A 21048-nucleotide genomic window follows, 5' to 3' on the forward strand; every position below is an offset into this window, starting at 1 on the left:
GACGTCAGTAGAACCGCAGCCTAATCGTCTGTGACCTTGGTCGGCAAGATGCCGGGGGATCAACGTGGGCGGGCGAGCTCCTCGGCGATGCGCCGCAGCCGGGCCGAGGCCGGGGGCGGGAGCGCCCCCGCGACGGGCCCGCGGTGCTCGGTCAGCCGGGCCAGCAGCAGGTCGGCGAGGTCTTCGGCCTCCCTCTCCTGGGGCCCGGTGTGGCTGCTGCGGGCCGCGACGATCCGCGCCATCCTGCCGGGGACGTGGGGGAGGAACTGCCGGCGCATGTCCTCCAGCGAGGCGGGCTCGTGGCCGAGCAGGACGTGCGAGAGCTCGTGCAGCAGGATGCCCATGCGGTGGTACCAGGACCGGGAGTTCGCGCAGTAGACGACGTAGGAGCCGTCGGCCAGCCGCACGGTCGCGCCGCTGAAGGGCGCGCCCCTCAGGGAGGTGAACTTCACGGCGACCTGGGCCTGGACCAGCTCGCCGAGCAGCGCTCCGATGCGGCGGCACGTGTCCTGGTAGGTGGCGGAAGGCGAGGGCGCGAGCCTTTCGGCGGCCCATCCGCACAACGTCTCCCTGTCGGTCATCCGCTGACGCCTCCGTTCCCGAACACCCATGTGGTCTCGCCCGTCTCGACCGCCTCGGTGACCGCGTGCACCGCCTGGCGCCGCAGTTCGGGGGTCCAGTCCGAGGCGTGTCGTGCCAGCCGGGCCGCGAACTCCATCACCCCGGCGTCGCGGAGCGCGATGAACCCGGCGAGCTCGGCGTCGATCACCTCGGCCAGCCGGTCGTCGAGGAAGTAGGCGGCCTGCGGCCCGTGCCCGTCGCTGAGGCCGAAGAAGTCGGCGAGCGCCAGGATGTGCCGCAGCCGGGGGTTGGGCTGCGTGCCGGGAGCCGGGTTGAGCAACTCCCTGATGTAGCTCGAGGAGATCGACCCGAACCGGCCGCCGGAGGTGATCGTGGCGGCGGCCTCCTCGGGGGTGTAGGGGCCGCGGTGCGGCGGGTGGATCGCGGCGAACAGGTGGCGGAGCTTGCCGGTGAACGACAGGCGCGGGCGTTCGGGGCCGAGGCGTTCGGGCCGTCCGCCGACGAACACCGCGGGGCAGACGTCCAGCGCGGCCGCCAGGTCCTCGATCGTCTGGAGGGTGGGGTTGTCGCGATGCCCTTTGCGCAGGTGGGAGATGTACCCGTCGGTGATCTCGCCGCCGCGCCGGACGATGAGCCGTGCGAGTTCGGTGTTGGTGAACGGGTCGCGTCCCCGCGGCCGCGCGCACAGCCGGTCGAGGATCGTCGCGAAATTCTCGGTCATGCCTGCCCTCCAGGCGCATCACTGTAGTGGGGCGCCGGTTCCGCCGATCACAGAACAGGATGGACTACGGATTTCGGCCACAAGAGGACGGTCAATCAAACGATTGACGGAATGCAGATGCTTGTCCTACTTTCCGGGGGTGACCAGTACGAGCGGGAGACCCGCGGCGGAGCGGATCCTGGACGCGGCGACGCTCCTCTTCGCCGAGAAGGGCTTCGAAGGGGCCTCGACCCGGCTCATCGCCGAGGCCGCCGGCCTCAACATCGCGACCGTCAACTACCACCTGGGCGGCAAACGCGACCTGTACCTGGCGGTCATGGAACGCGCCGCCGAAAAGGAGCGCCGGGCACTGGGCGAGGTCATGCGGACGTTCACCCCCACCGCCGAGGACGCCCACCGGCTGGCCGACCGCTACCTCGACTTCTGCGTGGAGCACCCGGAGATCGCCGCGCTGTGGCTGCGGCGCTGGCTGTCGGACGCCGAGGACGTCACCTCGCTGGAGGCCGAGCGGGTGCGCCCGCTGGTCTCCCGGATCGTGGAGCTGGCCCGGAAGGCCGCAGGCCCCGAGGCGGACGTCGAGTACGCGGTGTGGTCGGTGATCTGGTGCGTGCACGGTTTCGTGCGCGGCGGCGTCCTGGACGAGAAGGGCCGGCGCCGGCGCGGCGACGACCAGGCGGCGCTCCGGCGGTTCCGCCTCACCCTGCACCGGCTCGTAGACGGGCTGCTGGAGCTGTGAAGGGTAGAGTCGCCAGGGGAAGGCTCCTGGGATACGCGCTCGGCTCGGTCGGGACCGGCGTCTTCTCCACCACTCCCGGACTGCTGCTGCTCTACTACCTCACCAACGTGATGGGAGTCCCGGCGGCGGTGGCGGGCGTCGCGCTCGTCCTGCCCAAGGCGTGGGACGTCCTGCTCAACCCCTACGTCGGCACGCTCAGCGATCGGGAGGCCGTCCGCACCGGGCGGCGCACCGGACTGCTGCTCCTGGGCGCCGTCACCCTGCCGGTGCTGTTCGCGCTGATGTTCGCCGCGCCCGCGCACGGCACCGTCGCCGCGGCCTGGGTGATGGTCGTCTTCCTGCTGGCCGCCAGCGCCTTCGCCGCCTTCCAGGTGCCCTACGTCGCGCTGCCCGCCGAGATCTCCGACCTCCCCGAGGAGAGGTCCCGCGCCATGGCCTGGCGGATCGTCGCGCTGACCGCCGGCATCCTGCTCGCCGGAGGGCTCGCGCCCGAACTGGTCGGCCTGGCCGGGGACGGCCGCGGCGGGTACGCCCTCATGGGCGCGGTCGTCGGCCTCATCATGGGCGCGGCGATGCTGTACTCCGCCCTGTCCACCCGCTGGATCACCTCGCGGCCCGGCCCGAAACCGCTCGGCTTCGCCGCCGCGCTGCGCGCCGCGCGCGGCAACCGGCCGTTCTTCGCGCTGCTCGGCGCGTTCGCCGTCCAGTCCCTGGCCGTCGCGGTGATGCTCGCGGGCGCCGCCTACGTCGCCGAGTACCGGCTGGGCGACGACGGGCTCACCTCGGTGCTGTTCGTCTGCCTGGTCGCGCCCAGCGCCCTGGCGGTGCCCGCGTGGAACCGGCTGTCCCGCCGGTACGGCGCGGTGCCGTGCTACCTGCTGGCCGTCGTGCTCTTCATCGCCGGGGTGCTCGCGCTCTATCCCGCGCTCACCGCCGGGGCCGCGGTCACGGTCTTCGCGCTGACCGGGCTGCTCGGCGTCTGCTACGCGGCGCTGCAACTGCTGCCGCTGTCCCTGCTCCCCGAGACCGTCCACGCCGACGCGGGACGGACCGGGCACGCCCAGGCCGGGGCGTTCACCGGTGCCTGGACGGCCGCCGAGACCGGCGCCATGGCCCTGGGCTCCGGCGTGTACTCGGCGGTCCTGGCGCTCACCGGCTTCCGCTCCGCCGAGGCGGGCCGGGAAGCGGTCCAGCAGGAGGGGGCCCTGACCGGGCTCACCGCCGGATTCACCCTCGTCCCCGCCTTCCTGCTCCTGCTCAGCGTCCCGCTGGTGCTCGCCTACCGGGCCCGCGCGCTGGCCCACCGAACCGAAGGAACCCCCGATGCTGCCTGAGAACGGACGTACCGCCGAGGACCTGCTGGCCGAGCTGGCCGCGCTCAAGGAGGCGGACCTGCCCGTCCACGGCGGCAAGGTGACCGCCTACGTCTACGACACCGGACGGGCCGAGGTCCGCGAGGCCGCGGCCCGCGCCTACCTGGAGATGCTCGAGGTCAACTGCCTGGACCCGACGGCCTTCCCCAGCATCGTGGAGCTGGAGAAGCAGGTCGTCGGAGCCGTCGCCGCCAAACTGGGCGGGGGCCCCGGCACCCCGGGCATCTTCACCAGCGGGGGCACCGAGTCGATCATGCTGGCGGTGAAGTCGGCCCGGGACGCCCGCCCGGTCGCCAGGCCCCGGCTCGTCGTCCCGGTGACGGCCCACCCCGCCTTCCACAAGGCTGCCCACTACCTCGGCCTCGAACTCGTGACCGTGCCGGTGGACACCACGACGTTCCGGGCGGACCCGGCGGCGATGGAGGCCGCGATCGACGAGGACGCCGACAGCACCGTGCTGGTCGTGGTGTCCGCGCCGTCCTACCCCCAGGGCGTGATCGACCCCGTGCCGCAGATCGCGGCCCTCGCCTCGGCGCGCGGGATCCCCTGCCACGTCGACGCCTGCGTGGGCGGATGGCTGCTGCCGTGGCTGCGCGACGCCGGAGAGGACGTCGCCCCGTTCGACCTGTCCGTCCCGGGAGTCACCTCGATCTCCTGCGACCTGCACAAGTACGGCTACGCGCCCAAGGGCGCCTCGGTCGTCCTGTACGCCGACGAGTCGCTGCGCCGCCACGCCTACTTCGCCTCCGCCGCCTGGCCCGGCTACACCGTCATCAACTCCACGGTGCAGAGCAGCAAGGGCGCCGGCCCGCTCGGCGGGGCGTGGGCGACGCTCCAGGCCCTCGGAGAATCCGGCTACCGCGAACTGGCCGTCGACGCGGTCGCCGCGGCCCGCAAGCTCATCGCGGGCGTCGAGGACATCCCGGGCCTGCGCGTCCTGGGCTCCCCGGACGCCTCCCTGGTCGCCGTCGCCTCCGACGACCCCGGCCTGGACGTCTTCGTCCTGTCGGACAAGGCGCGCGACCACGGCTGGCTCATCCAGCCGCAGTTGTCCTTCCCCGGCATCCCCGCCAACGTCCACCTGACCCTCACCGGCGTGAGCCTCGCCGGCGTGGACGCCCTGCTCGAAGTCCTCGCCAAGGCCGCCGCCGAGGCCCGCGAGGCGGGTCCGGCGGCCCTCCCCGACGGCCTGGTCGAAGCGCTCCTGGAGCTGGACCTCGACACCGTCGACGATGCCGGGTTCGCCGCCCTGCTGGCCTCCGTCGGCGCCGACCCCGCGGCCGAGCCCGGAGGCGGCGGCATGGCCGTGGTCAACTCCGTCCTGGACGCCCTGCCCCCGCAGACCCGCGAGGGACTCCTGATCCGTTTCCTGTCCTCCCTCTACCGCGCCTTCGCCTGACCGGGGAACCTGGACCCATGACGCACGAACGTGAGATCACCGAACCCGTCGCGCTCTGCACGTCCCAAGGGCGGCTCGCCAGGGAAGCGGTGGGCTGGTCGCGGACCCCGCTGCACGACACCGCACTGTCAGGCGGATGGGGGCGGAACAAGCGCTGGGAGTACTGGTGCCTCACCACGCCGACACACCTGATCGCGCTGACCGTCAGCGACCTGGACTACCTGGCGCTCACCGGCGTGTACTTCCTCGAGTACGGCGGCGTCGAGCTGGAGAAGAGCGCCATCTCGCCGCTCGGCCGGAACGTCCGCCTCCCCGCGAGCCTGGACGGCGAGGACATCGCGGTCCCCGGTTCCGTCCAGGTCTCGATCACCCGTGAGGACGGCGGCCACCGGCTGCGCGCGTCCTGCCGCACGTCCGAAGGAGATCTGGCCGCCGACCTGTTCGTCGCGCTGCCCGCCGGGCACGAGACGCTGAGCGTGGTCATCCCCTGGAGCGACAAGCGGTTCCAGTTCACCTCCAAGCACACCGCGCGGCCCGCCGAGGGCACCGTCACCCTCGGCGCCAGGCGCTACGACTTCACCGGAGCCTGGGGCGTCCTGGACCACGGCCGCGGCCGCTGGCCCTACGACACCCTCTGGAACTGGGGCGCGGCCTCCGGCACCCAGGACGGCCGCGTCATCGGCCTGCAGTTGGGCGGCAAGTGGACCGACGGCACCGGCATGACCGAGAACGCCCTGTGCGTCGACGGACACCTCACCAAGGTCGGTGAGGAACTGGCCTGGGAGTACGACACGGCAGACTTCCTCAAACCCTGGCGGATCACCGGCTCGGACCGCCTCGACCTCACCTTCACCCCCTTCCACGAACGCCGAGCCTCGATCAACGCGGGCCTTCTACTCAACGACACCCACCAATGCTTCGGCCACTACACCGGCACGATCCGCCCAGAGAACGGGGGCACGATCGAGCTGGACGGTCTGCTCGGCTGGGCCGAACAGGTGCACATGCGCTGGTAGCGGCCCGACTGGAAGATCCTGCGGCTCCTGAGGGGCGTCGGAGGGAACGATAGACTCGCGCCATGACGAGCGACGGTCCCGAGGACTGGTATCGCTGGATTCCCGAGCAGATCACCGCGCAGGAGTATGAGGCGCTGCCTGAGGATTTCCGCCGGACGATCGAGGTCATCGACGGGCACATCGTCAAATGCGAGAGCGCGTCTCGACTGCACAACCGAGTCGCGCGGCGGCTGGCGGCGGTGCTGGAGCAGGGTCGTAAGCCTGAACCGTGCCTGATGGTGGAAACCGATGTGGATGTGCGCATCAGTGACGTCCCGCTCAACCTCCGTCGCCCGGATGTCATCGTGTACCGCTGCCTGCCCGACGATCGGCGCCTGTACGCGGGGGACACCGTCCTGGTGGTCGAAATCGTGTCGCCCGACAGTTCCTTCCGTACCGACACCGTCGACAAGAAAGCCGCGTACGCCGCTGCCGGCATCCCGGTCTACCTGATCGTGTTCCTCTCCGAATCCCAGGACGGCATCGAGCGGATCGAGGAGTACCGGCTCTCGGAGGGGCGCTATCACCTGGTCTGCCTCCACACCCGAAGGCTGTCTCTCGACAGTCCGGTCCCCGTCGAGGTGACCTTCGGCGCGCTTTCCGAGGGGTGACGGGCGGATCCACGCGGTCGGACGGGATACGGCGCGGCAGGTCCGGAAGATCTCGTGTCCTCGTGTGGTCGGCAGTGCCATGGACTACGTGCAGCTGGGAAGACCGGGCCCAAGGTGAGCCGTCTGGTGCTCGGGACGATGAACTTCGGTCCGGAGACATCCGAGACGGACAGCCACAAGATCATGGAAGCGGCGCTCGACGCCGGAGGGAACTTCTTCAACACGGCCGACGTGTACGGGTGGGGTTAAGCAACTGCTCCCGGTTTCATGGTCAGATATAGGCATCCATAGCGATATGAAGCCCGCCGGGCAGGAGCTCCAGCAGGGCGTAACGACCACTCTGCAGGGTGGAGGGCGGGACCGTCTCGAAAGGCCCCGCCCCCACCACCCGGCCATTGCGTGACCAGCCCATTACTTGTAGTAGTGTTCGGTGTGGTGTTCGACACCGCCGCCCGCAGACCACGCGCCAGAGAGGAGGGGCCGGGGTGAGGAAGTTCCGGCCGCGTCCCGGCTGCGTGGTGCAGGCCTACCGGTTCGCCCTGGACCCCAACGCAGGCCAGGAAGCGGCGTTGCGGTCGCACTGCGGTGCGGCCCGCACCGCCTACAACTGGGCCGTCGGCTGGGTGACGGCGTCCTGGCGGCAGCGTGGCGCCGAGCAGACCCACGGCCTCGGCGGAGAAGAGCTGACGCCGTGGCGGCCGTGGTCGCTGCCGGAGCTGCGCAAGGCGTTCAACGAGGCCAAGAAGAGCGACCCGCGCTTCGCGTCCTGGTGGCGGGAGAACTCCAAGGAGGCCTACAACACCGGCCTGGCGGGTGCCGCCGCCGCGTTCGACAACTACGCCAAGTCCAAGCAAGGGCGGCGCAAGGGCAGGCCGATGGGGCGGCCGCGTTACAAGGCCAAGCACAAGACCGCGCTGTCGTGCCGGTTCACCACTGGCACGATCCGCCTGGAGCCGGACCGCAGGCACGTCACCCTGCCGCGTCTGGGCACGCTCCGCACCCACGAGCCCACCGGCAAACTCCACCGAAGGATCACCGCAGGCTCCGCAAGAATCCTGTCGGCTACCGTCCGGCATGAGCGGGGCCGGTGGCTGGTGTCCTTCCAGGTCGAGGTGCAGCGGGACATCGAGCGGGTGGCCCGGCCCGGGAGCGCGGTCGGCATCGACCTGGGGATCAAGCACCTGGCGGTACTGGCCGACAGCCTCGGCGAGACCCGCCATGTCCCCAACCCCCGCCACTACGAGACCGCGCTCAAGAAGCTCCGGCACCTGTCCCGGCGTGTCTCGCGCCGCCGGGGCCCCGACCGGCGCGCCGGGCAGGGGCCGTCGAACCGGTGGGTGAAGGCGAACGCCGAACGCAACCGGGCGCAGTACCGGGTGGCGAATCTGCGCGAGAACGCCCTGCACCAGTTGACCACCGCGATCCGGGGCGAGTACGCCGTCGTGGTGGTCGAGGACCTGAACGTGGCGGGGATGCTCAGGAACCGGCGCCTGTCCCGGAAGATCGCCGATGCCGGGTTCGGACGGCTCCGGCGTCAGCTGACCTACAAGGGCCGTCGTCATGCCTGCCCCACGATCGTGGCGGATCGGTGGTTTCCTTCGTCGAAGACCTGCTCGGGGTGTGGTGCGGTGAAAGCCAAGCTGCCGCTGCACGTCCGGGTGTTCGCCTGCGATCATTGCCCGCTCGTCCTGGATCGGGATGAGAACGCGGCCCGTAACCTTCTCGCCCTCGCGGCGAGTGTGTCAACAGGTACCGGAGTGGCCGGAGACCTGGGCGCCTCGGCGCCGAAGCCTCGTGGAGCCGGCTGTAAGACCCGCACCACCCGTCCCGGCCGCAAGGCCGGGGCGGGCCGGGCAGGCGGCGCAGCGCCACCGCACCAGCGGGGGAAGGAAACGAGGACCGTCAACAGACACCCGGCCTCTGCGGCTGAGGTGTCACCGTTACGGACCTCTCCAGCCGAAAGGCCGGAGATGCTGATACCCGACTATGAAATCAGCAACGGAGAGAACAAGGGCCGTACCGAGGAGATCCTCGGCACCTGGTTCGCGCAGGGCGGCGGACGCAGGGACAAGACGGTGTACGGGAACATGGGCGTCGACGGGAAGCCCTGGCCCAACGACGACAAGCTCTCGGCCCTGAACATCCGCCGGGCCGCCGAGGCGTCTCTCAAGCGGCTCGGCACGGACTACATCGACCTCTACCAGTTCCACCACATCGACCGGGCCACTCCCTGGGAGGAGATCTGGCAGGCGATGGATGTGCTGGTGCAGCAGGGCAAGGTCCTGTACGTCGGCTCGTCGAACTTTCCCGGCTGGAACATCGCCCGCGCCAACGAGACCGCGGCCCGGCGCGGCTCCCTCGGCCTGGTGAGCGAGCAGTGCCTCTACAACCTCTTCGAGCGCCGCGCGGAGATGGAGGTCATCCCCGCGGCCCAGTCCTACGGCCTCGGCGTCATCCCCTGGTCCCCGCTCCAGGGCGGCCTGCTCGGCGGCGCCCTGCGCAAGGAGCGTGAGGGCGGCGGCTCCCGCTCCCTGTCCGAACGCAACCGGCAGGTGCTCTCCGACCCGCAGACCCGCGCCCGGATCCAGGCCTACGAGGACCTCTGCGACGCCCACGGCCTGCACCCGGGAGAGGTCGGCCTCGCCTGGCTGCTCACCCGCCCGGGCGTCACCGGCCCGATCGTCGGCCCCCGCACCCTGGAACAGCTGGAGTCGGGCCTGCGCGCCGCAGCCTTGGAACTCTCCCCGGACTTCCTCGCGAAGCTGGAGGAGATCTTCCCCGGCCCCGGCCCCTCCCCGGAGGCCTTCGCCTGGTAGCACGCGCAAGGGACGGCCTCCGCCATGCCGGCGGAGGCCGTCCCTCCGGTTTTTCACGGACGGGCGTACGGCCGGGTCATGATCTCCATGTTGTGGCCGTTCGGGTCCTCGAAGTACGCGCCGCGACCACCGAAGAGGCGGTTGACCCGGCCGGGCTCGGTGTGCCCGGGGTCGGCGTAGTAGACGACCCCGGCCTCCTCCAGGCGGGCGATCATGGTGTCGAACTGCTCGTCGGGCACGAGAAAGGCGTAGTGCTGCCCCTGGATCGGCCCGTCGCGCTTCTCGTAGTAGTCGAGCGTCACCCCGTTGCCCAGATCGACGGGAAGGAACGGCCCGAAGGCGTCGCCGACCTCCAGCCCCAGGATCGAGGCGAGGAACTCGGCGGACAGCCGCCGGTCCGCGGCGTAGACGATGGTGTGGTTCAGTTGGACGTCGGCGGCGGCCGACGGCTCGGCTTCGCGTCGGTGCTGCTGTTCGTGTGGCATATGAAGCATGTCTCCGTGTCTAGATCTGCGTCGAACGCAGTCCTAATCGGGAAGGTCGCTGTCACCGCCCAGGTTGGCGATCATACGGCGCAGGACGTTGAGAGCCGTGACGTAGTCCGCTTTGTCGATGCCTTCATGCATCTGCTCGAGCGCACGTGCGCTGCGGTCCTTGGCGCGTAGGCGCCCGGCCTCACCGGCCTCGGTCAGCGTCAGGGCATCGGCGTCCTCCCTCAGCCAACCGCGGGTGACCAGGTCGTCGAAGACGGCGTTGAAATCGATGCCCAGGTCGTCGAACGGGGCGAGTTTCTCGGTGAGCTTCGAGCGGCTCCAGACGCCGGGGGCGCCGGCGACGTGGTTGAGCGTCCACCAGTGCGGCTGGGTGAGGTTCTCCACGGCCAGGTCGGCGCGGATGCGTCCGACCACGAGGCGGTATGCCTCGCCGCTCCAGTAACCGACGGGCTGAGCGGCGAGGCGCTCTTGGGAGTATTCCTTCACGGTCGTTGACGCCTCCTTCGGATCGGCTGGACTGCATGAACACGGTAGAACTTCAACCGAGGTTGAGGTCAAGGCGCCGTTCGTCGCCCGTCCGCCCGGCGTCTCGCCGGGACGCGAAACCGGCCGGGCCCCTGGAGGGCCCGGCCGGTTTCGTCGTGTGGGAGCGGTGGGTCAGGTGGTGACGGCCTCGGCGAACTGGGCGGCGTAGAGTCGCTGGTAGGAGCCGCCGGCCTCGATCAGTTCGTCGTGGGTGCCCTGCTCGACGATGGAGCCGTTCTCCATGACGAGGATGAGGTCCGCGTCGCGGATGGTGGACAGGCGGTGGGCGATGACGAAGCTGGTGCGGCCCTGGCGGAGGCTGCGCATCGCCCGCTGGATGAGGACCTCGGTGCGGGTGTCGACGGAGCTGGTGGCCTCGTCGAGGATGAGGATGGCGGGTTCGGCCAGGAAGGCGCGGGCGATGGTGATGAGCTGCTTCTCACCCGCGCTGACCGTGCCGCCCTCCTCGTCCAGGACGGTGTCGTAGCCGTCCGGCAGGGTCCGCACGAACGGGTCGACCTGGGTGGCCCTGGCCGCCTCGACGACCTCCTCGCGGGTGGCGTCGGCCCTGCCGTAGGCGATGTTGTCGGCGATGGTGCCGCCGAACAGCCAGGCGTCCTGCAGCACCATGCCGGTGCGGGAGCGCAGGTCGGCGCGGCTCATCTCGGCGATGTCGACGCCGTCCAGCGTGATGCGGCCTGCGTTCAGCTCGTAGAAGCGCATCAGCAGGTTCACCAGCGTGGTCTTGCCCGCGCCGGTGGGGCCGACGATCGCGACGGTCTGGCCCGGCTCGACGGTCAGGGACAGGTCCTCGATGAGCGGCTCGTCCTCCTTGTAGGAGAAGTTCACGTGCTCGAAGGCGACCCGGCCCTCGATCCGCTCCGGCTTCGCGGGCTCGTCCGGGTCCGGGCGCTGCTCCTCGGCGTCCAGCAGGGCGAAGACCCGCTCGGCCGAGGCGACGCCGGACTGCACCAGGTTCGCCATGCTCGCCAGCTGGCTGAGCGGCTGGGTGAACTGGCGCGAGTACTGGATGAACGCCTGGACGTCGCCGAGGGACAGGGAGCCGCTGGCGACCCGCAGCCCGCCGATCACCGCGACCAGCACGTAGTTGACGTTCCCGATGAACATCATCGCGGGCTGGATCATCCCGGAGATGAACTGGGCCTTGAACGAGGCCTGGTACAGCTTGTCGTTCTGCTCGGTGAACGTCTCGGCGGCCTCGTCCCTGCGGCCGAAGACCGACACCAGCGTGTGCCCGGTGTACATCTCCTCGATGTGCGCGTTGAGCTTGCCGGTGCTCGCCCACTGCTGGATGAACTGCGGCTTGGAACGCGCGCCGATCTTCGCCGCGACCACCATGGACAGCGGCACCGTGACCAGGGCGACCAGCGCCAGCAGCGGCGAGATCCACAACATCATCGCCAGCACGCCGACGATGGTGAGCAGCGAGTTCGCCGCCATGCTCAGCGTCTGCTGCATGCTCTGCGACAGGTTGTCGATGTCGTTGGTGACCCGGCTGAGCACCTCGCCGCGCTGCTGCCTGTCGAAGTAGCTCAGCGGCAGCCGGGAGAGTTTGTCCTGCACCTGCCGGCGCAGCCGGTACATCGCCTGCTGGACGACCCGGGTGGTCACCCGGCCCTGGATCACCGCCAGCAGGCTGGCGACCAGGTAGACGGCGAGCGCGACGAGCAGCACCCTGCCGACCGCGCCGAAGTCGATGCCCTCGCCGGGGACGACGTCCATCGAGGAGATCATGTCGGCGAAGGTGTCGTCGCCCCGCTCGCGCAGTCCCGCGACGACCTGCTCCTTGTCGGCGCCGGCGGGCAGCTTCGCGGAGATCGCCCCGTTGAAGATCAGGTCGGTGGCCGTGCCGAGGATCTTCGGCCCGGCCACGGTGAGCGCGACGCTGACCGCCGTCAGCGCCAGCCCGGTGACGATCAGCGCGCGTTCCGGCCGCAGGCTGCGCAGCAGCCGTTTGGCCGAGCCGGTGAAGTCCGAGGACTTCTCCAGCGAGGGTCCCGCCATCCAGGCTCCGGGCCCCACGCGGGGCGCTCCGCCGGGGCCGCCGGGGCCGCCGGGCTTGCCGGGAGCCGGCTGTTTCGGCGTGGTCACGCGGCCTCCTGTTCGGTGAGCTGGGAGAGGACGATCTCCCGGTAGGTCTCGTTGCCGGCCATCAGCTCGTCGTGCGTGCCGGTTCCCACGACGCGGCCGTGGTCGAGGACCACGATCCGGTCGGCGTGGCGGATCGTGCTGACCCGCTGGGCCACGATGAGGACGGTGGCGTCGGAGGTCTGCGCGGCGAGCGCGGCGCGCAGCCGGGCGTCGGTGGTGTAGTCGAGTGCGGAGAAGGAGTCGTCGAAGAGGTAGATCTCCGGCCGGTGCACCAGGGCCCGCGCGATGGACAGGCGCTGGCGCTGGCCGCCGGAGACGGTGGTGCCGCCCTGGGAGACCGGGGTGTCCAGGCCCTCGGGCATGCGCTCCACGAAGTCCTTCGCCTGGGCGGTCTCCAGCGCGTGCCACAGTTCCTCGTCCGTGGCGTCGGGCCGGCCGTAGCGCAGGTTGGAGGCGATGGTCCCGGAGAACAGGTAGGGCCGCTGCGGGACCAGCCCGATGAGGTCCGACAGCTTCGCCGGGTCCAGTTCCCGCACGTCCACGCCGTTGACCAGGACGCTGCCGCCGGTGACGTCGAACAGCCTGGGGACGAGGCCGATCAGGGTGGTCTTGCCGCTGCCGGTGGACCCGATGATGGCGACGGTCTCGCCGGGCCGCGCGGTGAGGTTCACCCCCTGCAGCACCGGCTCCTCGGCGCCCGGGTAGCGGAACTCGACGTCCCGCAGTTCCAGGGTGCCGTGCCCGGTGGTCTCGGTGACGGGGGCGGCCGGGGGGACGACGCTGGAGTCGGTGTCCAGCACCTCCCGGATGCGTTCGGCGCAGACCGAGGCGCGAGGCGCCATCATGAACATGAACGTCGTCATCATCACCGACATCAGCGTCTGCATGAGGTAGCTGAGGAAGGCGGTGAGCGCGCCGATCTCCATGCCGCCGTCCGCGATCCGCCGCCCGCCGAACCACAGGACGGCGACGCTGGCGAGGTTCACGACCCCGAGCACCAGGGGGAAGATCAGGCTCATGAAGTTCCCGGCGCGCCGGGAGACGTCCATCAGTTCGGCGTTGGCCCGGTCGAACCGCGCGGTCTCCTGCTCCTCGCGGACGAAGGCGCGGACCACGCGGACGCCGGTGATCTGCTCGCGCAGGATCTGGTTGAGCTGGTCGAGCCGCTCCTGGATGGTGCGGAACAGCGGGTGCATCTTGGACAGCGCGTAGGCCACGGCGGCCGACAGCAGCGGCAGCACCACCAGCAGCAGCGCCGACAGCGGGACGTCCTGGCGCAGCGCCATGAGGATGCTGCCGACCGCCATGATCGGCGCGGTCACCGCCATGGTCATCGCCATGAGGGTGAGCATCTGCACCTGCTGCACGTCGTTGGTGGTGCGGGTGATGAGAGACGGGGTGCCGAACTGGCCGACCTCGCGGGCGGAGAAGCGCTGGACCCGGTCGAACAGGGCCGAGCGCAGGTCCCGGCCGAGCGAGCCGGCGGTCCGCGAGGCGAAGTAGATCGCGCCGACGGAGCACAGGATCTGGCCCACGGACACCGCGAGCATGATCCCGCCGAGGCGCAGGATGGTGCCGGTGTCGCCGGTGACCACCCCGTCGTCGATGATGTCGGCGTTCAGGGTCGGCAGGTAGAGCATCGCGAGGGTGGCGAGGAACTGCAGCGCCACCAGCAGCGCCAGGTCTCTCCGGTAGGGCCGCAGGAACTCGCGGACGAGTCTGATCAGCAAAAGGGGCTCGCTAAGGGTGGTCGGACCGGTCGGGCTCAGCGGAGGAGGCGGCCCGGTCGTCGGAAAGGGATCGGTGGCGGTCGTAGGCGGCGGCGAGGGGGGCGACGCCCAGCAGCGCCTCTCGCAGCACGTCGGGGAACCGGCGTTCGGCGCCGTGCTCCAGCCAGTGCTGGGTGGCGATACGGACGGCGGTGCCCAGGGTGGCCGCCAGCAGCGAGGGGAAGAGGTCGTGTTCGGGGTCGACTCCGCACCGCTCGGCGATGGCCTCGACGAGCGGTGCGGTCGCCGCCTTGTGGTTGCGGTGGAACTCGCCGTGCAGCGCCGGGTTGCAGAAGATCATCTTCATGATCCTCTGGTCGGGTGTGCTCTGGTCCCGGTAGTGCTCCAGGACGGCCCCGACGCAGGCCTCGTCCAGCGGCTCTTCGGCGGGTCGTGCCCGCAGCCGCTCTCCCAGCAGCTGGTTGCGCGCGATCGGGACCGCGCAGATCGCCGCCTCGCGGCTGGGGAAGTAGTTGTTGTACGTCCGGGGGGAGACGCCGGCCGCCGCGGCGATGTCCTCCACCCGGACGTTCTCCGGTCCGTGTTCCAGGGCGAGTTCGACCGCGGCGAGGCTCAGGGCCCGCCGGGTCGCCTCTTTCTTGCGCTCCCTGAGGTTCACGCAGCAGACCGTACGCGCTGACTGCGTATCACGCAATTTTTTATTCAGGGAAAATCTGCGCGACACGCAAGATCATGCGTGTCGCGCGGGCCGGGACGCCGGAGGTCAGTCCCGTGCGGTCGCGGTCTCCTTCGCCCAGCGGTAGTCGGCCTTGCCCGAAGGAGTACGGCGCACCTCGTCCACCACGTGGATCCGCTTGGGGACCTTGTAACCGGCGAGCGTCCCCCGGCAGTGCTCGCGCAGCTCCTCCTCGGTCACCGGGGCGGAGACCGAGACGACCGCGGTCACCCGCTGGCCCAGCAACTCGTCGGGCACCCCCACGACCAGCGCGTCGTAGACGGCCGGGTGCGACTTCAACGCCCCCTCGACCTCCTCGACGTAGACCTTCTCCCCGCCGGTGTTCACCACGGTCGAGCCCCGGCCGAGCAGGACCATGTGCCCCTCGGCGTCGACGCGCATCATGTCGCCCTGCAGCGCCCACCGGACGCCGTCCGCGTCGGTCACGAACGTCGCGGCGGTCTTCGCCGGGTCGTTCCAGTAGCCGATCGGGATGCGCCCGCTGCGGGCGAACACCCCGATCTCGTCCGAGCCCGGCTCGATCCGCCGCAGCTTCTCGTCCAGCACCGCCGCGTCCGGCTGGGGCATGAAGCGGGGCAGGCCGTCCGGTCCCGGGTCGACCGCGCGCGCGGCGGTGCCGGTCTCCGAGCCGCCGATCGGGTCCAGGATCATCATCAGGGACGGCAGCGCGCGGCTCAGCCTGTCCTTCACGTCGGGGGAGGTGACCGAGCCGCCGGTGGCGACGACGAGCAGGGCCGACAGGTCGTAGGCGCCGGGGTCGGCCTCCAGCAGGTCGGCGATCGGCCGGGCCATCGCGTCGCCGATCGTGGTCATCACCTGCGCGCCCTCCCGGGCGGCGACCTCCAGGATCCCGGCGGCGGAGAAGCTCGGCTTCGACCACAGCACCAGCTTCGACCCGGAGATCAGGGAGGCCCAGGACACCCAGATGCCGGCGGCGTGCATGAGCGGGGCGTTGCACATGATGGTGAGCCCGCCCGCCTTCGCGTTCTCCGCGGCCTGCTCGGGGCGTTCGATCGGGTCGCCGACCATGTTGCCGCCGCCCATGGCCTGGAAGAAGATGTCCTCGCTGCGCCACATGACGCCCTTGGGCAGGCCGGTGGTGCCTCCGGTGTAGAGCAGGAAGAGGTCGTCTCCGGACCGTTCCGCGGGAACCCTCTCGGGGGACGCCGAGGCCAGCGCCTCCTCGTAGCCGACGGCCCCGGGGACCTCCGCGTCCTCCCCGTCCTCGAGCACCAGCACGAGGCGCAGGTCCGGCAGCCGGTCCCGGGCGGATCCGAGCCGGGAGACCGGGCCGCGTTCGCCGACCAGCGCACAGCTGCCCGAGTCGCCGATCACATGGGCGAGCTCGCCGGCGGTGTAGCGGTAGTTGACGTTCACCGGCGCCGCGCGGAGCTTGAAGACGGCGAGCTGGGTCTCCAGCCATTCGGCGCGGTTGACCGAGAGGATCGACACGCGGTCTCCGGGCCCGACCCCGGCCTCGGCGAGGACCGCCGCGACCCTGTTGGCACGGGCGTCCAGTTCGGCGAAGGTGAGGCGGACGTCTCCGGCGACCAGCGCGAGCCGGTCGGGGACGGCGTCGGCGACGATCTCGAACAGGTCGGCGAGATTGAAGGACGACATCTTTGGATCCTTCCGACGAGGGATCTCAACCTAACCCGCTGGCACTCCGCCAGGTAAGTCCTTGCTTATGGAGTTTCTTTGTCCTCAGGGCATGTCAAGGCGTTACCGGTGGTTAAGGCCTTCTGGAGGCGCCGTGCCGATACGCGGCACGCTAAGTTGAGCTTGGAACGGGCGAGCTCGGAGGCGTCCGGACGCTGGGAAGGGGAAGCTCGATGGGAATGAGTGAAGAGCAGGCCAGGGAGTCGTTCCCGGTGGTGGACACCAACGGGGACGGGCTGATCTCGCCGGCGGAGCTGGCGCGGCTGTACGAGCGCAACGGGACGCCCATCACGCCGGAGGAGATGGAGCTGATCTTCTCCAAGGCCGACACCGACGACGACGGGCTGATCTCTCTGGAGGAGTTCATCGACTTCCTCGCCTGAAGGCCCTGATCCTCCCCAAGAGGAGTTAAACCTTCGGCGTCGCCGCTGGTCACCCGGCGCGGCCCCCGGCACGATCACTCCCGGAGAGGGGAGTGATGCGTCGGGTCGGGGCGATCGCGATCGCGGTGGGCGGGCTGGCCACCGCGCTGCTGGACGTCCTGCTGTGCCTCACCCTGCTGGGTGACGTGATGCGGGCCGAGGGCGCGGGGTTCCTCGCCTGGATGGCGGTCCTGGTCCTGTCCGGCTGCTTCCTGGTGGCGGTGGCCATCGTCCTGCTGCACTGCGCGGCGGACTGGGGCTGGTGCTGGCCGGGGTGGGGCCTCGGGCTGCTCTACCTGCTGCTGGTCGCCGAGGAGCTGTGGGGCCGCAGCGGCGCGTACGGGTCTCCCGCGCCGATGGTCCTCGTCTGCTCCTATCTGACGACGATCCCGTTCCAGCTCGCCGTCTGGGCCCGCCACACGGCGGCGCCGCCGTCCCGGCGGAAGCCGGAACGGCGGCCCGTCCAGTGGCCGCGCACGGTGCGGCGCCTGCTCGTCCTCCTGGCCCTGCGGAGCGCCCTTTTGGTCCTGCGGGCCGTCCGCCTGGCTCAGCAGAGGAGGTCGGCCGCCCTCGCGGAGGAGAGCCCGTCGTCGAGCGGGTGGAACTCGGTGGCGAACCGCCGGTAGGCGGGGGCGTACTCCGACACCACCGGGTCCAGGTTCTGCAGGGTCTCCAGCACCTCGTCCGAGGTGGCCAGCAGCGGTCCGGGGGCGCGCTCGGCGAAGTCGAAGTAGAACCCGCGGAGCTGGTCGCGGTAGGTCTCCAGGTCGTAGGTGAAGAAGAGCATCGGGCGTCCCGTGCCCGCGAAGTCGAACATCGCCGAGGAGTAGTCGGTGATGAGGACGTCGGAGATCAGATACAGGTCGGTGATGTCCGGGTAGGCCGTGACGTTCCTGACGAAGTCGCCGTAGGACGGGTCGTAGAGGTCGTCGGCGATGAGGTGGTGGCCGCGGACGAGGAACACGTGGTCGTGTCCCAGCTCCTTGCGCGCCCGCAGCAGGTCCAGCCGCTGGTCGAACCGGTACCGGCCGCCCGCGTAGAACTGGTCGTCCCGCCAGGTCGGCGCGTACAGGACCACCCGCTTGTCACCGGGGATGCCCAGCCGGGCCCGGACGCGCGCCGCGTGCTCGGAGGCCAGGGGGGAGTGCAGCAGGTCGTTGCGCGGGTAGCCCGTCTCCAGGATGTCGCCCCCGAAGCGGAAGGCGCGGCGCAGGATCGGGGTGCTGAAGGGGTTGGGCGAGAGCATCAGGTCCCACTTGGCGACGTCGCGCTCCAGGTGGTCGAGGTAGCCGCTGCCGCTGGCGAACTTGACCTGGCCTATGTCGAAGCCGATCTTCTTCAGCGGGGTGCCGTGCCAGGTCTGCAGGTAGGTCTGGCCTTCGCGTTTGACGTAGGAGGCGGGCATGTCGTCGTTGGCGATGACGTACTTCGAGCGCGCCAGCGCCTTGTAGTAGCCCCGGCTCCACTGCCGGACGACGGTCGCGCCCTCGGGGGCGGCGATCGCGGTGTCCCGGACGACCCAGATGTGCTCGCGGTCGTCGCCGCGGCGGCGCAGCTCGTCGGCGATCGCCCGCGGGTTGTCGGAGCACTGCTTGCCCTTCCAGCTGACGAAGACCAGCTGGTCGCGCATCCGGAGGCTCCGGTGCAGCGGGTAGAACCGCTCCTGCAGGACGCGCTGGGCGTAGGCGCCGCGCTCGTCCGGGCGGGAGTCGGCCGCCACCTCGATGACCGGGGTGTCGAACTGCGAGCACAGGAAGCGCAGCCGCTTGCCGTCGAGGAGGACGGGCTTCTCGGCCAGGCTCGGCAGGTGGGCGTGGTCGAACTTGGTGTAGATCAGCCGGTCCTCGTGCGGCGCGGCCTCCCGGACGGTGATGTCCCAGGTGCCGTCCAGCAGCGGCGCCTTCCGCCCGAACGCCTCGGCCTCGCGCAGCGCCAGCCGCACCTCGAACCGGTCGCCGTCCTGGGTGAAGGGGAAGGTGTGCAGGTCGCCCGTGCCGCGGCGGCGCAGCACCGTCACCAGCTCGCCGGGGCCGAGGTAGGTGCCGCGCAGGACGAGGGCGCCGTCCTCGGTCCACTCCTCGGTCTCGATGACGGGCCGGAAGGTGCGCTCGGCGATCGACAGGTTCCCGTCGCGGGTGTGCAGCACCGCGACCTCGCGGGCCCGGTAGGGGTAGCGCTGCTCGGGGAGCCGGTCGGTGACCGCGACGCGGATCGGCTCGCCGCCGTCCAGCCGCAGGTAGGTCTCCCAGGAGACGTAGTCGTCGGCGCTGTCGGTGTCGATGAGCAGGTCCAGCGGGATCCGCGCCGAGCAGCCGCGGCCGGAGACCTCGGCGGGCAGCGTGTGGGCGGTCGCGCCCCGTTTGACGAGCAGCTCGGCGTGCCCGGCCGGGGCGGCGAGGCGGGTGGTGAGCTCCAGCTCGTCGCCGTCGCGGCGGAAGCCGGTGGCGATGACCCGCAGCGGCAGGACCGAGACGCACAGCTGGTCGCCCGACCAGCGGGTCACCATGCGGGTGTCGTGGCTCAGCTCGGCGTACGGGGGGCGCTGCGGGCGGCCGCGCACCGGTACGGTCAGCGGTGCCGAACGCACCAGGCCGTGGCCGCGCACCACCACGTGGCAGCGCCACTCGCCTTTCAGCCGCCGGGGGTCGATCGTGCAGGAGAACCCCGACCAGTCGTAGACGTAGCGGTCCTGGCCGGAGCGGGCGGTGGCGTCGGGGTGCGGTTCGCTGCGCATCCGGATCAGCTTGGGCGGCCTGCCGGGGGAGCGCAGGACGAGGAACTTGGAGGTGTGGCGGCGGTCGTCCAGGTCGCGGTAGGGCACGTAGGCGCGTCCGGCGAGCCGCAGCCGCCCGTCCTGCCAGGCGACCTCGTCCACGCGGGTGACGGGGCGGGTCTCGGACGGGGTGAGCCGGAACACCCGGGACGGGATGGAAGGGTCGTCGCGGAACGGCAGGTCGGCGTACAGGCGCAGGTGTTCCCGCACGACGGGGAGCGCGCCGGGCTTGAGGTCGCGTTCCCAGGCCAGGAGGTCCAGCAGCGCGTCCATGCGGCGGGTCCGGGCGAGGTGGAAGCGGAGCTTCTGCGCCGCCGGCAGTCTGCGGTAGGCGCGTTCCGGTACCCCGTCCAGGTAGGCGTTGACGTGTTCCAGGAACAGCTCCCGGTAGTCGTCGTCGACCCGGTGCAGTTCCTTGAAGTACAGCGGAAGGTCGTTGGTGAGCGCCTTGAGGTGGTGGGCGCGGCGCAACCTGCGCGGGGCGTGCTCCTTGAGGAAGGAGTCGATGTTCAGCAGCGCCGAGATCCGGTCGCGGAGGTTCTCCGGCATGTCGCGCCGCTGGGTGATGGACGGGTTGCCGCCCGTCCGCTCCCGCCACAGGTAGATCGGCTCGGTGATGACGTCGACCTTGCGGGCCAGGCAGTGCAGCCGGACGGCCAGCTGGATGTCCTCGTACAGGACGCCTTCGGGGAAGCGCAGCGCGTGCCGGTCCCACAGGCTCCGGCGGATCACCTTGTTCCACATCGTCACGTCGTAGAGCAGGCCGGGTGTACGGCTGATGTGGGTGCCGAGGCGTTCGGCGGTGATGGCGCGGGCGTGCAGGTGGGAGGGTTTGGTGCCGTAAGCGCCGATGCGCTGGACGCCGCCGGACACCAGGTCGGAGCCGGTGCGCTCGAGTGTCCGCAGCATGAGGTCGTAGGCGTCGGGAGGGACGACGTCGTCGCCGTCGGCGAAGGCCAGGAAGGCGCCGCGGGCCCGGTCGACCCCGGCGTTGCGGGCCGCGCCGGGTCCGCCCCGGGGCCGGCGGAGCAGGACGAACCGCTCGTCCCGCGCGGTCCACGCCTCGGCGACGCGCTCGCCGCCGTCGGTGGAGCCGTCGTCGACCATGATCACTTCCAGGTCCCGCACCGTCTGGGCGGCGAGGGAGGACAGGCAGGCGTCCAGGTACTCGGCCACGTTGTGGAAGGGGACGACGACGCTGAGTTCGGGCAAAGGGGAACACCTCTCGTCCAGGAACACCGATAGGAGAGGCGGTGAGACGAGGGGTGGGAACAGGGAAAACCTGCTGCTAACCGCTTTATCGC

Annotated in this window: 18 protein-coding genes; 9 read left to right on the forward strand and 9 right to left on the reverse strand. The window is 70.7% G+C overall.

Annotated features, from left to right (window positions below):
- Nucleotides 1–59: 59 nt before the first annotated feature.
- Both ABGB12_RS30860 and ABGB12_RS30865 read right to left on the reverse strand, forming a co-directional pair.
- Nucleotides 60–581 (reverse strand): hypothetical protein, encoded by a 522-nt coding sequence (locus ABGB12_RS30860; RefSeq protein ID WP_347683324.1) that lies wholly within the window; start codon nucleotides 579–581, stop codon nucleotides 60–62.
- The gene (locus tag ABGB12_RS30865) at nucleotides 578–1303 is read right to left on the reverse strand and encodes a hypothetical protein (RefSeq protein WP_347683326.1); all 726 of its coding nucleotides are present in this window, start codon (nucleotides 1301–1303) and stop codon (nucleotides 578–580) included. Before ABGB12_RS30865 ends, ABGB12_RS30860 begins: the two co-directional genes overlap by 4 nt.
- A 139-nt stretch (nucleotides 1304–1442) precedes the next feature.
- Between ABGB12_RS30865 and ABGB12_RS30870 the strand changes: the two genes are divergently transcribed.
- The 7 genes from ABGB12_RS30870 (at nucleotide 1443) to tnpB (ending at nucleotide 9293) form a co-directional block, all read left to right on the forward strand.
- Nucleotides 1443–2039: a TetR family transcriptional regulator gene (locus tag ABGB12_RS30870; RefSeq protein ID WP_347683328.1), complete on the forward strand. Its 597-nt coding sequence runs from the start codon at nucleotides 1443–1445 to the stop codon at nucleotides 2037–2039.
- Nucleotides 2036–3373: an MFS transporter gene (locus tag ABGB12_RS30875; protein ID WP_347683330.1), complete on the forward strand. Its 1338-nt coding sequence runs from the start codon at nucleotides 2036–2038 to the stop codon at nucleotides 3371–3373. The genes ABGB12_RS30870 and ABGB12_RS30875 overlap by 4 nt, the downstream gene beginning before the upstream one ends.
- Nucleotides 3363–4811: an aspartate aminotransferase family protein gene (locus tag ABGB12_RS30880; RefSeq protein ID WP_347683332.1), complete on the forward strand. Its 1449-nt coding sequence runs from the start codon at nucleotides 3363–3365 to the stop codon at nucleotides 4809–4811. The genes ABGB12_RS30875 and ABGB12_RS30880 overlap by 11 nt, the downstream gene beginning before the upstream one ends.
- A gap of 17 nt (nucleotides 4812–4828) precedes the next feature.
- Complete coding sequence (locus ABGB12_RS30885) at nucleotides 4829–5827, forward strand: DUF2804 domain-containing protein (RefSeq protein WP_347683334.1); 999 nt, start codon at nucleotides 4829–4831, stop codon at nucleotides 5825–5827.
- Between the two features lie 62 nt (nucleotides 5828–5889).
- Complete coding sequence (locus ABGB12_RS30890; RefSeq protein ID WP_347683336.1) at nucleotides 5890–6477, forward strand: Uma2 family endonuclease; 588 nt, start codon at nucleotides 5890–5892, stop codon at nucleotides 6475–6477.
- A gap of 114 nt (nucleotides 6478–6591) precedes the next feature.
- Nucleotides 6592–6726 (forward strand): aldo/keto reductase, encoded by a 135-nt coding sequence (locus ABGB12_RS30895; protein ID WP_347683338.1) that lies wholly within the window; start codon nucleotides 6592–6594, stop codon nucleotides 6724–6726.
- A 236-nt stretch (nucleotides 6727–6962) separates the two neighbouring features.
- The gene (gene tnpB, locus ABGB12_RS30900; RefSeq protein WP_347683340.1) at nucleotides 6963–9293 is read left to right on the forward strand and encodes an IS607 family element RNA-guided endonuclease TnpB; all 2331 of its coding nucleotides are present in this window, start codon (nucleotides 6963–6965) and stop codon (nucleotides 9291–9293) included.
- A 53-nt stretch (nucleotides 9294–9346) separates the two neighbouring features.
- On the opposite strand, the gene ABGB12_RS30905 is transcribed toward tnpB, so the two are convergent.
- The 6 genes from ABGB12_RS30905 to ABGB12_RS30930 form a co-directional block, all read right to left on the reverse strand.
- Nucleotides 9347–9778 carry a VOC family protein gene (locus tag ABGB12_RS30905; protein WP_347683342.1) on the reverse strand — a complete coding sequence of 144 codons (432 nt, stop codon included), beginning with the start codon at nucleotides 9776–9778 and terminating at the stop codon, nucleotides 9347–9349.
- 42 nt (nucleotides 9779–9820) lie between these two features.
- Nucleotides 9821–10273 (reverse strand): MarR family transcriptional regulator, encoded by a 453-nt coding sequence (locus ABGB12_RS30910; protein ID WP_347683344.1) that lies wholly within the window; start codon nucleotides 10271–10273, stop codon nucleotides 9821–9823.
- Nucleotides 10274–10444: 171 nt separating this feature from the next.
- Nucleotides 10445–12424, reverse strand: coding sequence for an ABC transporter ATP-binding protein (locus ABGB12_RS30915; protein WP_347683346.1), 1980 nt, complete (start codon nucleotides 12422–12424; stop codon nucleotides 10445–10447).
- Nucleotides 12421–14154 carry an ABC transporter ATP-binding protein gene (locus tag ABGB12_RS30920; protein WP_347683348.1) on the reverse strand — a complete coding sequence of 578 codons (1734 nt, stop codon included), beginning with the start codon at nucleotides 14152–14154 and terminating at the stop codon, nucleotides 12421–12423. The genes ABGB12_RS30915 and ABGB12_RS30920 overlap by 4 nt, the downstream gene beginning before the upstream one ends.
- A gap of 10 nt (nucleotides 14155–14164) precedes the next feature.
- A complete protein-coding gene (locus ABGB12_RS30925; RefSeq protein ID WP_347683350.1) occupies nucleotides 14165–14812 on the reverse strand; it encodes a TetR/AcrR family transcriptional regulator in 648 nt (215 codons plus the stop codon).
- Nucleotides 14813–14917: 105 nt separating this feature from the next.
- Nucleotides 14918–16510 carry an acyl-CoA synthetase gene (locus ABGB12_RS30930; protein WP_347683352.1) on the reverse strand — a complete coding sequence of 531 codons (1593 nt, stop codon included), beginning with the start codon at nucleotides 16508–16510 and terminating at the stop codon, nucleotides 14918–14920.
- Between the two features lie 212 nt (nucleotides 16511–16722).
- Between ABGB12_RS30930 and ABGB12_RS30935 the strand changes: the two genes are divergently transcribed.
- Both ABGB12_RS30935 and ABGB12_RS30940 read left to right on the forward strand, forming a co-directional pair.
- Nucleotides 16723–16932 carry an EF-hand domain-containing protein gene (locus tag ABGB12_RS30935; protein WP_347683354.1) on the forward strand — a complete coding sequence of 70 codons (210 nt, stop codon included), beginning with the start codon at nucleotides 16723–16725 and terminating at the stop codon, nucleotides 16930–16932.
- A gap of 95 nt (nucleotides 16933–17027) precedes the next feature.
- Complete coding sequence (locus ABGB12_RS30940; RefSeq protein WP_347683356.1) at nucleotides 17028–17597, forward strand: hypothetical protein; 570 nt, start codon at nucleotides 17028–17030, stop codon at nucleotides 17595–17597.
- On the opposite strand, the gene ABGB12_RS30945 is transcribed toward ABGB12_RS30940, so the two are convergent.
- A complete protein-coding gene (locus ABGB12_RS30945) occupies nucleotides 17519–20956 on the reverse strand; it encodes a bifunctional glycosyltransferase family 2 protein/CDP-glycerol:glycerophosphate glycerophosphotransferase (RefSeq protein WP_347683358.1) in 3438 nt (1145 codons plus the stop codon). The genes ABGB12_RS30940 and ABGB12_RS30945 overlap by 79 nt on opposite strands.
- Nucleotides 20957–21048: the final 92 nt, after the last annotated feature.

This window comes from Actinocorallia sp. B10E7 (assembly GCF_039871655.1).
In the GTDB taxonomy this organism is placed as follows: Bacteria; Actinomycetota; Actinomycetes; order Streptosporangiales; family Streptosporangiaceae; genus Actinocorallia.